Source organism: Sphingobacterium nematocida (assembly GCF_900168125.1).
Classification (GTDB): domain Bacteria; phylum Bacteroidota; class Bacteroidia; order Sphingobacteriales; family Sphingobacteriaceae; genus Sphingobacterium; species Sphingobacterium nematocida.
Genome location: NZ_FUZF01000005.1, coordinates 193,599 through 208,874, shown reverse-complemented (window position 1 = coordinate 208,874; position 15,276 = coordinate 193,599). Strand labels below are relative to the sequence as shown.

6 protein-coding genes are annotated in these 15,276 nt (G+C 41.6%); all 6 read right to left on the bottom strand.

The window, feature by feature from the left end:
- On the bottom strand, nt 1-7,997 hold a 7,997-nt coding region (locus B5X76_RS08560; protein WP_079642687.1), incomplete at its 3' end, for an Ig-like domain-containing protein.
- Between the two features lie 563 nt (nt 7,998-8,560).
- A complete protein-coding gene (locus tag B5X76_RS08555) occupies nt 8,561-10,306 on the bottom strand; it encodes a HAMP domain-containing sensor histidine kinase (protein ID WP_079642686.1) in 1,746 nt (581 codons plus the stop codon).
- A gap of 31 nt (nt 10,307-10,337) precedes the next feature.
- The gene (locus B5X76_RS08550) at nt 10,338-11,459 is read right to left on the bottom strand and encodes a sensor protein KdpD (RefSeq protein WP_079642685.1); all 1,122 of its coding nucleotides are present in this window, start codon (nt 11,457-11,459) and stop codon (nt 10,338-10,340) included.
- A 21-nt stretch (nt 11,460-11,480) separates the two neighbouring features.
- Complete coding sequence (locus B5X76_RS08545; RefSeq protein WP_079642684.1) at nt 11,481-12,533, bottom strand: porin; 1,053 nt, start codon at nt 12,531-12,533, stop codon at nt 11,481-11,483.
- A 35-nt stretch (nt 12,534-12,568) separates the two neighbouring features.
- On the bottom strand, nt 12,569-13,132 hold the full coding sequence (kdpC, locus tag B5X76_RS08540; RefSeq protein ID WP_079642683.1) for a K(+)-transporting ATPase subunit C: 564 nt from the start codon (nt 13,130-13,132) through the stop codon (nt 12,569-12,571).
- Nucleotides 13,133-13,154: 22 nt separating this feature from the next.
- Nucleotides 13,155-15,224 carry a potassium-transporting ATPase subunit KdpB gene (kdpB, locus tag B5X76_RS08535; protein ID WP_079642682.1) on the bottom strand — a complete coding sequence of 690 codons (2,070 nt, stop codon included), beginning with the start codon at nt 15,222-15,224 and terminating at the stop codon, nt 13,155-13,157.
- Nucleotides 15,225-15,276 lie beyond the last annotated feature (52 nt).

The following is a 15,276-nucleotide window of genomic DNA, read 5'->3' as shown; positions in this document are numbered from 1 at the left end:
GTGAACTCGGTATAGTCAACTCCGTCTGCAACAGCTTCTAATTTCGTTACCTTAAGATTAGACTTGCCGTAGTCTACTGCTCCCGCTACAAACCTAGCTTGTGCAGGGCTATCTTTGATAGACTTAGTATCTACCTGGGCATCAACAGTAATTATACCTGCTTTCGTAGAAGTAGGCTGTACAACTGCAACACCAGCTGCATCTGTAGTGATTGTTCGTTGTTCCGTAGTGCCATCTGGATTTGTAATACTGAATACGACATCCTTGTTCGCAATAGGATTCTCGAACGCATCCATGATAGTTGCTGTGAACTCGGTATAGTCAACTCCATCTGCAACAGCTTCTAATTTCGTTACCTTAAGATTAGATTTATCATAATCAACCTCTTGGGCTTTGATATTTAATACAATTTCACTTGTATAGGCATCACAAGCTTTATCCGATGTCAATAAAGCTCTGAACTTGACTTGAGAACCAGCCGGCTTTAATGGCACAGCATATGCAAATGCTGTCTTGTCCGTACCAGCTACAGTGTACTCATTCCAAGTACCACTCTCATTAATTTCCCATTTTGCTATAGTTGTATTGGCATCTGTTATAACCTCTACATTCAATTCCTCGTATGGCGCCAAAGTAATTGTAGTCTGTTCCCCACCATTTAACTTGATACTTGATGTAGTAGGCAAAGCGTTCACTTTCACCGTTATCGCCTGTCTTGGACCAACTGTACAATCGTAGCGTTTAGCCTGTACATAATAAGTGTATGTACCCGGTTGAACATCCGTTGGCAGTTCAAAATTCAACTTGTCCGCAGTTACCAAAGAATTCCCTTTGTCATCAAACACTTCATAATTAGTACAGCCATCTTGCATCTGGATCCGTAAATCGCCCGTTGCGCACACCTCAAAGCTCATAGAACCATCATCAACATTGGCTATTTTAGGTACAACAGATACGTCGTATACATTTACAAAATCGCCAAGAACAGATAAAAATTTATCATAAGCAATATCTATGCGATCGTAAACCTGCCCTTCTGAAGGAATAGTCAATACCGCTTTCTGTGAGCCATCCCCAAGTAAACCTAACAAACGTAATCCTAGAATATTCTGCCCCAAAGGTCGTATTTCACTACCGACTTTTGCCCCCCCAAGATAACGTTGTATCTTGATATTCGTCAAAAGACTAAGACTAAGTACCGGTTGACCTGGAATTGCCAACGTAATATGTAATGAATCTGTAGGCATACTCCTCGTTTTAAAAACTGGGGTAATAAACCCTTGATTTAGAACACCCACACCAGCCCAGAACTCTGTAAAAGTATTTGGATCATTATCAACAGCATTCCATGGATCTTTAACAGTGGCCAACGAGCTAGCTACACCAAGACCGATATCACGCACCCCATGGTACAGATCTAGAATATCCCTATTCGTGCTTTCGTCAATAGCATCGCAATTTACCGGTCCACTCTTTGTATAATAAGCTCCATACAAACGGACATTCTGTGCCACACTAACCAGCGCACCTTGTATTACACGTACGCCAGTATAAGGTTTTGCTACGCCTCCTTCGGTCGGCACAAAAGTAAACTCTACAACGTTATCAGCGTTCAACAAATCTAAAATAGCACCTTGTACACCACGGATTGGCCCTATATCCCCATCATTATTATATCCTACTACCGTAATCCCCCCTGCAAGCATCAATCCACTATATTCTTTACCAAGCTTAACGGTTAAAGGAGTTCCTGCAGGTACCTCGTGTCCAAAATTTAAATTCTGCCATACCGTACCTATTCCCAATAGACCAACTCCAGTGGTTAATGTAGAATACGTTTTCACATTGCCATCAACAGCTTGTCCATCCTTAGAAACCCCTCCCGTAATAACTGAACTCCAGCTTTGGGTTGAAGCATAAACGCGCTGTACGGACGGAGGACACCGGTCTGGATCAAATACAGTAATAGTAATCGTTGTATTAGAAACACAACTACCTGCACTAGCTTCCACACGTAAAGTATAAGTACCTTCAGCAGAGAATGAAATATTCTTTAGCCAGCTTTCTACATTACCAGGAGCTACTAGGCTATTATTTTCGTCATACCAGTTTACAGTTGTCGTAGCTGGTGATACAGTAGGCCCACTTACACCCCATAAATCAAGCATTGCACCCTTCGAAATTGCGAATGAGGTCTGTTTACTTTCCAGTTTAACAACAGCCATTTCATTCACCGTTATTACATGATTTTGGGCAGTACCTGCAGCATTCTCACAGTAGTTATCACCTGATACAGTGACGTACAATGTATTGACCCCGATACGACTCGCGTCTGCGATTGATTCAAAAGTATTGCCTTCATAGATCAATTCGGTCAATGCAGCATCTCTATACCACCTGATCACCGGATTAATTATAGACGGAGTAGGTTGTGCAAGAATAGCTTCGAATTTTATATTCTCTCCTTCGCAAACCTCAGAAGGTCCATCAATAGTAATAAATCCAGCTTTACCTCTAGGTGTCACCGTAACAGCAACTTCTTTGGCTTCTGCCGGTAGATTCTCGCAGACACCTGTTCCCTGAACGGTAACAAAATAAGATGTTGTAGCTGTCAATGCTGGAGATGGTGTAAAACTAGCTCCTGTATGTTCCAATGTGGTTAATGTAGCATCACTATACCATTTAAATATCGGGTTATTAATTTGTTTCCCGGACGATAAAGCAGCTGTAAGTGTTGTATTATCGCCTTCGCAGATAGTTACCCCCTGTACAGAAATATCTGCTGCCAGAGCGCGAGAACTAACCGTTACTACAATCTCTGCAGCCGTATTCGGAGCATTCTCGCACAAATCGGTACCGCTTACAGTAACATAATATGTATATGTGCCCACAGCTGGTGAAACTGATGGAGATAGCAATGCTGATGTTAAAGCTGCGTCAGCGTAAAACCGCACAACAGGAGCGTCAACACTACCGCCTACAGTCACTAATGTATTTAAATCAATAGCTACTCCTTGGCATACAGCTATATCCTGCGTAGTAGTTAATGCGGCAGTAGCTCGAGGATTAACCGTTACACTAACTGTCTTTCCTGGTGTTTTGAAACAAGCTCTTCCACCTTCAACACTTACTACATAAGTATATGTTCCGGCAGTACTTTCCATTACATTAAACGTTCCTCCTGTATGTATAATCGGTCCATTATCAGATCCTCTGCGCCACACAAAATCTGCACCTGTAGGCATAGCAATAGCAAGACTTGCTGTAAATGTCGCCTGCTCTCCTATACATACAGTACCAGAAGTTGGCAAAACATTAATATCATCACCATTGACCTCATCACAGTCTGATAAAACCGTCTCTGTAGCAGTTTCTGATCCTGTTGTATTGTCTTCTTTTGTAAAAGTTACAGTAGCTGTATTGATCACCGGATTAGCATTTGGCAAAGTTGCAACTGCCGTAACTTTGATCGTAACCGTTGCCGAAGCCCCTACCGCCAGACTGCCGATAGTCTTTGATATTCCAGCTCCACCAACTACGGGTTGTAGCACCCCATCAACTTCTACCTGATCGGTAAAGTAAACAGGTATCGCATTTAAAGGGTCAGATATAACGACATTAGTCAAATCTTTATTACCCGTATTTTCAACCGTAAGAATATAAGTCAATGGTTGTCCTTCCACAATTTTCTTTGATCCGGAAGCTACCTTTGTAAACGTTACTGTCGAATTATCTGTAACCGGAATATCTGTTGAACCTGGATCACCCGGTTGATTTGGATCATTAGAATCAGGCTGCACTGTCGGTGTAGACGTCAAGCCGTCCCCCTCTACAGTTGCAATATTACTAATAGTACTGATACCGCTTAGATTAGCATTCACACGTACCGTAAATGTACGGGCAATAGTCTGTCCATAGTCGATATTAATTGCCGTCTGCGTTCCAAAGCGCACCTGAGTACCATCGAAGGTACCACCAGACACGTAGGTAACTCCAGCCGGAAGTTCATCCGCAATCTTTACATTCGTCAACTGCGTGTTTCCTGTATTCTTTACGTGGATAGTGTATTTTACTAATTCACCACCTATCACTGTCTTTATGGCTGGATCATCGTTGACAACAAATGACTTCCATGTTTCGATAGTCGAGATTGGCGTTACCGGTATATCCGTTCCTTTATCGCCATCTGTTTTCGGTTCATTTGGATCCGTTGGCAATGGAGGGAATGTTTCCGTTCCTGGATCTGTAGCATCTTTCTTAACCAATGCCACATTACTAATTTTAGTAACCCCCGTTAAATTCTCATTAACCTTCACTTTAAAGCTAACCGTTGCAGTCGCACCTACAGGTACATCTATACCGCTAAATGTTACAACTCCTCCAGTTACTGAACCAGCATTTTCTGCAGAAACAAATTCAGTATTGTCAGGAATAGCATCTGTAATGATGTAATCCTCCAACGCTACACTACCTGTATTGCGTATATGAATAGTGTATTCTACTTCTTCACCACCTTTTACTTCTTTAATAGCGGCATCATTATCAACAACAAATGATTTCCAAGACAGCAAAGATGCCGGAGCTTGTGTACAAGTACGTGTTACACTAAATACTTCCAATGGAGGGAAAGCAGAAATATCCACAGTACCACCATAAGTAATCGCTATACGATCGTAGGACTGGTCCGTAACAAGTGGAATCTCTATACCTGTATTAGAATTCAACAGATTCAAGACGTTGATTCCAGATACCAGTTGTTGATATTCCTCTAAACTTAATGATTTTACAAGCGCATCATTATTATAAGCACGAATAATTACCCCACCCAACAAATTGACATTCACAGCACCACCTTGCGTACGTAACTTAATTGTAGTTATATCATTTGCCTTTGATTTCGTATTAAAGAATAGCCATTGCGTGGTTGCTGTACCAACAGCTAAAGTTCCGTTGGATATTTGAGAGGCGCTATTTGAATTATCATCAATAGCATATTGCGGATTAGTAACGCCCGCTCCTGATAAATTCGTGACCGATAAATTTAATCCTTCATACTCATATGAAGTAGAGAACACTTCCAAACATCCGTCTGTACTACCTTCATAGGCCATACCATAAATATTCATCGTGTTCGCAGGTGAATTCAATGGCAACAGTGCCTTTGTTTTATCTACAATACGTACTGAAGTATATGGTGCATCAGGTGTGATAGCTATATAATAATGACCATCTTTATCCTTCACGATCCGTATGTTATTATTTCCCCCAGCAGAAATCTGATCAGAACTAGAACTCACGCTATGGCCAGGAAGAGGTACGCCATTATGCTTAACCTCTACTTCGAAGAAGTGATTGCCAAGTATAAGTCCATTTACCAATCCAGTCACCACATTCCCCAAGCTACCACTTAGTAATCCATCTAAGACACCTTGTTCAAAATCGATTCGGACATAAGATGTTGTACCAGCAGGGATTTCATTCGTGTAACCTAGTTCGACCGATCCTTGAAGATTCCCGCCTAGACCTAATAATCCTTGTTCGCCGGATTTTAAAGTCGCGAAACTATCAAAATCCTCATTGAATAAGTTTTGAACTTCATCTACATTAGAAGCACCATTAAGCTCAGTGGCAAATTTCGGATCTTTTAGAGGCCAAGCTTTTGGCACTTCTTGACAACCTGCACCAAATCGTTTGACACTGAATACTCTTAAGGGCGATGTATTTACATCAGCGTTGACCAAGCCATCCATACCTATATCTACGCGATCAAACGTCCCGTTTGGCGTATATTCTAAAGTAACAATATCTCCAGAGCCTAAAAGACCTAAAGCATTCAAGTTATTTACCAATCCCTGAGAAATGGTATAATCAGATCCTACCTGTGTTTCACCGTTAAAAAAGCGCACCTTATACCCTGCTAAAACCTGCGCGTCCAACAACGACGAAGGCGAAAGCTTCATACGAATTTTCACATAATCATTAGCATCGGAAGGTTGGTTGAAATAAACCGATTGGAAAATTTCAGCAGCTACACCTACACCAAGACTAATTTCTGAGTAATCAGATGAATTCACACTGATTGCACGATAGGAATTATCTACTTTGGATTTTGCAAGATCAGCTACACCTAATGAAATACCACTGTACTGATAAGATGTAAAATTAGCAGGGAAACATTTATCCGTTCCTAATTCGAAGCAAGCATTGTAAACATCTAGAGATGCTTTTTTACCTGTAGCTAAAACTGCTTCTACCTTATTCGTAATCTGAATAGTTCTATAACCATTCTTTGGAGAGACAGCTATATAATAACGACCTATATTATCCCTAACGATTCGGACAGTACCTTCGTTATTGGTTACGCTCGCCTGAAATGCGTCTTTACTCGTTGCAGAAAGCACCGGAGTTCCATTTCCGTCTTTTGCTACAATTTCAAAAGATTGATTTCCCAAAAGTAAGTCATTCACTAATCCACCTGCTAACTTCCCAAGACTACCGTTCAGCAAGCGCTCCAAGACATCTTGATCATAATTAATACGAATATAAGTTGTCTTACCTGCACCTACAGTCTGCCCCATGTCTAGATTTAGGTATCCTGTCGTTGGCCCAGATACTAATAAACTACCCGCGTCTGCGTGGATAGTTGCAAATGTTTCATTATTATTATCTACAGCCAAGTGCGCAAAGTCGACATTTGAAAACGTACCTAATGCACCTGCACAGGAAGCCGATTGCAATGGGCCCGTCGTAGGTGAAGGTGTAGTGCCAATTTCAGGATTGACACAACCTGGGGCACCTGTATAACGCTGCACATTGTAGATACGCACTCCATTACCTAAAACACTCAAACCAACAGTAGAATTCAATCTAACCTCTATCCGATCAAACGCTTTACCTGGACCAAAAGTCAGGGTCGCAGCATTGCCTGATTGTAATAAAGCCAGTGCATCCGTATTATTCAACAGACTGCTTTGCAACGACCGTCTATAAACAACATCATTCGCAGCAGTAGCTGAATTCCATTTAGTGAACACCACCTCGATACCCCCCAACAAATCAGTATTCACTACTCCACCAGAACCTAATGCCAGTTTTATATTAACTGAGCTATTTTCAGGCGACGTGGTCGGGAAATAAAAATACTGCGAAAAAGACCGAGCTACACTAAGATCTAGTATTCCTGAAGATTTCAACAATGAAAAACTATTCATGTCGGCATCAATCGCCCTATTTAAGTTTTGATTATTTAAATCTGCTACCTGCAAGCCTAATCCTGCACTACCATCAAAGGCAGTTCCAATCGGACGCCCACAATCACCACCAGACCCCGTGAATGTAAAAGCGTTGTATACATCTAAAGTATACTGAGTTCCTAACCCAAGCGCAGAAATAGAGCGATTGGTTAATCGCACCCTATCATAAGCTGCAGAAGGTTTGACCGCAATATAAGAATTACCACTTCCATCAACTAATAACTTAATCCGATCAATATTAAAACCTTCTGTATTTGTTCGTTTCAAAACAGAATTGGTATTATTAAGAACCTCAATTTCAAACTCTTGATTTCCTAATAATACTCCACCAAGAATTGTTCCCAACGCATTTCCTAAAGAGCCCCCCAACAACGCTCTCAGAAGCGTTGGGTCAGCTCCAATTCGAACATAAGACCATTGATTTGCAGAGAGCCCCTCGGGAAACTTGAGCTCAATGACTCCTTGATAAGCTCCTCCATTTAAAAGAACCCCAGGACTAGCCCAAACTCTGGAATAATCATTATTATCTAGCAATGCGTTATCTGGATTATCAACTGTAGGCTTATTAAAACCAAACACCACAGGCTTATCCCCAGTAGTGTAGGAAACCTCATTCGCCAATACTTTCGTCTGCCCCCTGGCCCAGCCAGGCATCAGCAATAATACACAATAAGTAAGGAGCATAAACGCGAAGCTAGACGAACGGCTACGCAACAATCCAGGGGCTTGATTTGCATTTTTCATATAATCAACAACTTGGTATGGTCTTTCAGATCACAAAATTCATGACCTCAAATACAACATTACAATTTCTAATAGGTAGCAACCATCATATGTAGCATGATGAATACACTACAAAACTAAATGTTACTCTTTATTTAAAAAAATTATTCAAACGAAAATTTAAAATTTATTTTCAGAATATTTATTAACCAAAACGACACAAAATAACAGAATAACCAAACATGTTTAAACAAAAACCCTCACCTATCCAATGATATTTTCTTAAAACGATTCAAAAAAAATAAAGTCATTAAATACTTTCACCACAGAGTTAACACGCGTCACTAAAAAAAGTGATATATATCACTTTTTTTAGTGACGCGTGTTACAGTTTTAACTTTAGAGAACTTTTTAATTTCATTTTGTAAACTTTTAGCTACAAAACATTCGAGTCTATATATTAATGGTTGTCCACACAACGTTCAACCATGATTGAACAATAACAAAAAACCTCAGACTTTTCGCTGAGGTTCGTTTAAAATATTGGAAAAATTAGATTGATCTACTTAAAAGTGAATACGATTTTAAGTTGACTGCAAGCGTTTTTCAGCCCGCAGGAAAAAAGAAAAAACACTACCTATTCCATACTCACTTTCGACAGTGATAACTCCCCCTTGTGCCTCAATAAAATCCTTACTAATACTGAGTCCCAGTCCTGTTCCCTCCTTCTTTACGCCAGGCACCCTAAAGTAGCGGTGAAAGATCTTATCCGTGTACTCCGGCAAAATCCCCTGCCCTGTATCACGTACCGAAAACCAGACTTTATCTTCCTTAACATATACCCGCACATATACATTAGAATCGTCATGCGAATACCGCAATGCATTAGAAATCAAATTCGTCAACACCCAAGCAGTCTTTTCCGAATCGGCCTGAACGTTGACCATAGGCTCCTCAATATCTACAGCAATCTCAATATGACGTTGCTCCATCATTGCACGATTGGCCTCTACCGCATAATCGACAATGGGTTTCACTTCAGTCGCCGTTATATTCATCTGAATAGCGCCACTTTCCACCTGAGCCATATTCAACAACTCCCCAGTAATCTGCAACAGGCGTTGCAAATCGTCTTTGATCCCTGTAACCAAATTCGACTGCTCCTCATTTAATACCCCTATTTGCTTATTCTCCAACAGTTGTATTCCTAATTTAATAGAAGCGATCGGTGTCTTAAACTCATGCGAAACCGTACCTATGAAATTAGTCTTTGCTAAATCCATCTCCTTAAACGTTGTAACATTCTTTAATAAGACCACACGCCCGATAAACTGTTCTTCACGTTCACCCGTAGGAACTATCCCTATGTCAATAAGCTCCTTCTCAAAGTAGCTCTCCTTATCATCAGCATATATTTTAAGCGTACCGTTTCCTAAAAAACCATTCCCGTCTTTATTCCAGTCTCTATACACATCACGGATCAAATCATTCCGCAATGCCAAATCCCGGATAGAATAACCGACAAATTCTTCCCTTCTCATTCCGGTCACCTTACAGGCCTGCTCATTAGCAAACAGAACGATCTCATCCTCATCTGTACCGATTACCGGATCATGCATTCGGTCTATCAACGTCTCGATGCGTTTCTTACTTTTCAATAGTTTATCCAATTTACTTTCCGCATATTCTTCTAGCTTTTCAGCCATCGTATTAAAAGAGTCTGCCAGTTCCCCAAACTCCTTATGTCCCGAGAAAAACACACGTTTCTTATAATTTTGATTTGCGATCTGTTTAATGCTCTCTGTTAACTCCGTTATGGGATTCGCTATCGAAGAGGGTAGGTTTACCAATAGAACGAAAGCAATCAAAAAACATAAAGCCCCTGTTATAGATATAATGATAATTGCACGCTCCGCAGTCTCATCGGCAATGACGCTCTTTCGCTCGATAGCTTCCATATTCAAGCGCATTAATTCAGCTACGTCCCGACGAATGGCCGACGTTAAGCGCTGATCCTTGGGATTCTTCATTAATGCACTCAGATGTTCGACAATCAGCGTTGTAGCCTCCTGCTCGCCCAGCTCCGTCATATTTAGCTGTTGCTTATCCAGATTCTCCCGAAAGCGATTCACCGCCACAGGATCCCTTTCCAAATCTTCCAAAGCCAATAACATATTATTGCCATACTGCAAAGTATTATAGTTGGCCACCAGTATATTATTCGTATCTCTTTTCAGTTGATTTACATACCAACCGCTTACCGTAGCCAACAAGACGATCAGCAAGAAGAGCATCCCTACACCAAACGTAATTTTTGCTTTTATGTTCATACCATTTGTTCTTTAATTGGGACTATAACTATCAGCTTAGAATCACCAAATCTATATTTTCTTTTGATAATTTATTTAATAAAGTATTAAAAGTATCGGTAGCCAAAATTATCTTTAACAACGTCAAATGCGGTTTACCGATACATACCGTCGTTATCTTTCGGTCTTCGCATTGGGATAGAATAGTTTGGGTAATACGATTGCTTTTTATTTTGATAATTTCTGCTCCTAAATCCGTAGCAAGCTTAAAATTATTAATGAGATGCCGCTGTTTATCCAGCGCAATCTTATCAAGGCGCTCTTTTGCGGTCTGCACATACAGCACGTACCAGACGGCGTTATAGTAATTGGCCAGTCTAGCCGTCTTACGGATAATGGTCCGTGCCGTCTTTTCATTTGAACTGATACAAGCCAAAAGACGCTCCTTTTTTACAGAGCGTAAAGGAGCTATCTCCGATTCGACCTTCCGCTGTACCTGTGAAGCAACCTCTTTCAGTGCCAGTTCGCGCAGTTGAAGGATATGATCACTTTTGAAAAAATTAGCGAGTGCAGCATCCACTTTATTTCTATCATAAATTTTACCTTCCTTCAACCGATCTATGAGTTCCTCCGCACTTAAATCTATATTTACCACTTCATCGGCCATAGCAACAACACTATCAGGAATACGCTCACGAACCTCCACACCTGTGATGGCACGAATCTCGTCATTTAGACTTTCGATGTGTTGTATATTCACCGCACTGATCACATTAATTCCTGCTGCAAGAATATCCATCACATCTTGCCACCTTTTGGCGTTGACACTACCTTCCATATTGGTGTGAGCCAGCTCGTCTACAACCACCACTTCCGGCCGCGCTGACAAGATTGCCTGAAGGTCCATTTCCTCCAACTCCTTACCTTTATAAAACATCCGCTTCCTTTGGATAATAGGAAGTCCCTCCAACAAAGCATGCGTTTCCTTGCGATAATGCGTTTCTATAAATCCAATCTTTACATCCACACCATTTTTAAGCATAGAATGCGCCTCTTGTAGCATGCGATAGGTCTTACCCACCCCCGCACTCATCCCAATGTAGAGCTTGAACTTACCTCTTCTCGACTTTTTAATAAGTTCAAGAAAATGCGCCGCGCGTTTATTTTCTTCCATACCTCTTTATTTAGCTGGCGGTCAAAACTTAACAACCAGCGCAGTTGTAGCAGCCCAGTACTGCTTTTTACCCTGTATCAGATCTTTTACCTCTACCCGCCACAGTAGATTTGGTAAAATACGATAATCCGCATTTATAGATGCCCCGACAGTACGCATTCCTTGCCTATCTGCGACAGTAACGATAACACCTTTACGATCGTTATAATACTCGGCACGTCCAGCAAAACGCCATGCCGTACCAGCTTTATAACTCAAGATTAATGCTGGCGAATACCATATATTATAGTTGTTACGTCCCTTCTCCTGCTGCTCTGCACCTATATCAAATGCCGCAGTAATGCTCAGGTTCTCGGTCCATTGAAACTGGCCATACAAATTGTGAAAATAACGCATCTGCCTTGTACTATCGGGTTTATCACTACCTACAAAAGAACTGCTATTCAATGTTAATCGCTCTGAGGGACGATATGTCAATTGATGCCCGAAAGCAGGAGTTGTATTTCCATTGACTCGCTGTATACGCTGCCAACCGTTCAACACCAACAGTGCTAACTGCCATTTTTTACTTCCCGTCTGATAAGATAATTTTGCTCCTGTTTCAAAATAAGGCGAATTCTCAGCCATCAAGCTGCGTGTCAAAGTCGGGCAATCCATACCTATTGCGCCCTCCGCACCAATATGAGAAGGTAATATACCGACATCCAACCACAGTTCCCTAGTAGAAGAAAGCCGTACACCAACATTGGCTTCGTAGATGTTTTTCAAAACATCGGGCTCTGCAGCATAGTTGGCACTCATGTACGACCCCACACCCATCGCCAAATTGGTACGCATATGAGTAGTCTCATAAGAAGCCTTTATAATCCCTAAATTCAAACTCACCTCGTTGTTGCGATTGTGACTATATATAAAGTTAGGTCTTTGATTTGATTTATTAGAACCAAAATCATGTTGGTAATAGACTTCGGCGTAACCACTAACCTGCAGTCCCTTAACATCTTGTGCACCTGCTTTAAAAAAAACTCCTCCTAGTAGGACAGCGCCTACCCATGCAGCTATATATCTTTCCATATGTGTGTTCCTTATTATTTATGGTCATACTTTAATTAATTTACCAACTGATCCAAAACGAGGTTCAATTCCAGAACATTGATTTTTTCGGGACCAAACAAACCTAATAGAGGGCGCTCAGTGCAGCTATCAATCAGCGAATAAATACGGGAGGTATCCAGTTTACGTAGCTTTGCTATTCGATCTACCTGAACACGAGCCGCAGCGACAGAAATATGAGGATCTAATCCACTGCCACTGGCAGTCACAAGATCAACCGGAATATCAGAGACTTTTACCGTAGGATTCTGTAGCACAAACTCATCTATCCGTTGCTTGACAAGCAGAAGGTATTCCTCATTATTAGGTCCTTTATTACTCGCACCCGAGCCTGCCGCATTATAATCAACAGCAGAAGGACGTGACCAGAAATACTTTGCTTCTTTAAACGATTGGCCTATGTTTTTATAATACGCCTTCCCATCTTGTTTGACTAGAATTCCCCTTCCATTGTCTTTAGACAATTGCCCAACACCCCACAAAACGAATGGGTATAACACGACAAATAAAAGAATTAAGATAAATGTCAGCTTTATAGCTGGTAATATATTTGTTTTCATATATATACTAATTATGTAAAAACTAAAAGAATAAAGCCACAAGTATGTCGATCAATTTAATACCGACAAACGGTACTAGCACACCACCAAGACCGTATACCAATAGGTTACGCCGCAATAATGCACTTGCACCTATCGGCTTGTAGGCCACCCCCTTCAACGCCAGTGGAATTAATATCGGAATGACAATAGCATTAAAAATTACAGCCGAAAGTATAGCTGTCTCCGGACTGTGCAGACGCATAATATTGAGTCCCTGTAGTGCCGGGATCGCCGCAACAAACAACGCAGGGATAATAGCAAAGTACTTGGCCACGTCATTAGCTATACTAAATGTGGTTAATGTACCTCTCGTCATCAGTAATTGTTTACCAATCTCCACGACCTCAATCAGTTTAGTAGGATCGTTGTCCAAGTCTACCATATTACCCGCTTCTTTAGCAGCCTGTGTCCCGCTATTCATCGCGACACCAACATCCGCCTGCGCTAGAGCTGGCGCATCATTTGTACCGTCGCCCATCATCGCTACCAAACGCCCTTCCTGTTGTTCCTTCTTAATGTAGTTCATTTTGTCCTCAGGTTTCGCTTCGGCTATAAAATCATCTACTCCAGCCTTTTCGGCGATGTACCGGGCTGTCAATGGGTTATCTCCCGTCACCATCACTGTCTTAATCCCCATTTTTCGCAACCGTTCAAAGCGCTCTTGAATACCCGTTTTGATAACGTCCTGTAGTTCGACCACGCCCAACACCTGGTTATTCTCCGTTACCACCAGCGGTGTACCTCCATTCTCCGAAATAATTTTCACTTGTTCCAAAGTACCCTTCGGAAATGTATTCCCAGCCTGCTCGACCTGAGCCCGCATAGCATCTGTCGCCCCCTTACGAATACACCGATTGCCTATATTCACACCAGAACTACGGGTCTCTGCCGTAAAACGAATAAAGCTCAGGTTCGACAATTTATGTTCAAATGACACTACCCCATCTTTTATATAAGAGATACTTCCCTTGTCTGTGACGAGTCTAGCATTTTCAGTAACCCCCGCCAATTCCACAATAGATTTACCTTCGGGAGTTTCGTCGGCTACAGAACTTAATAATGCAGCCTCTATTAATGCCCTACTGCTATGCCCCTCCACGGGATAAAAGTGAGTAGCCTTTCTGTTGCCGATAGTGATGGTACCGGTTTTGTCAAGCAATAACACATCGATATCTCCTGCTGTCTCCACGGCTTTACCACTCTTGGTTATGACATTTGCTTTCAAAGCTCTATCCATACCAGCTATTCCAATTGCAGACAGCAATCCACCGATTGTCGTCGGAATAAGACAAACAAACAAGGCTATAAATGAGGCAATAGTAATATGTACATTCGCATAATCAGCAAAGGGCTTCAACGTGATTGTTACCAAGACAAACACCAAGGTAAACCCTGACAATAGAATAGTCAAAGCAATTTCGTTGGGGGTCTTTTGCCGGCTAGCCCCCTCTACCAAGGCAATCATCTTATCTAGAAAGCTTTCCCCAGGTTGCGCGGTCACCTGCACCACAATACGGTCAGAAAGCACTTTGGTACCGCCTGTGACAGAACTTTTATCACCTCCGGCTTCCCGGATTACAGGGGCAGACTCACCAGTGATAGCGCTCTCATCTATCGTAGCCAATCCCTCTATGATCTCCCCGTCCGAAGGGATAATATCGCCTGCTTCACAATAGAATACATCCCCTTTACGGAGTATCGCTGAGGAAACCACCCTACCATCAGATAGCTTAGCGGGTGTATCTTCACGGGTCTTCCGAAGGCTATCGGCCTGTGCTTTACCACGAGCCTCGGCTATAGCTTCAGCAAAATTTGCAAAAAGCAATGTCAACAACAGTACGATAAACACGACAAAATTGTACATCAAGCTCCCTTGCTCTTGTTCGCCAAAGGCGATCCATATACAGACAAACAGCATGATCACGGTACCCAATTCTACAGTAAACATGATAGGATTGCGGTACATATGTGCTGGGTGCAACTTTACAAAAGATTGCTTTAGTGCATCCCGAACCATATCCCCTTGAAATAAGGATTTATTATTTTTCATATGTAAATGATTTGTTTTTTAACGTTCATTGACTTGTCCCGATTAGTCGGGA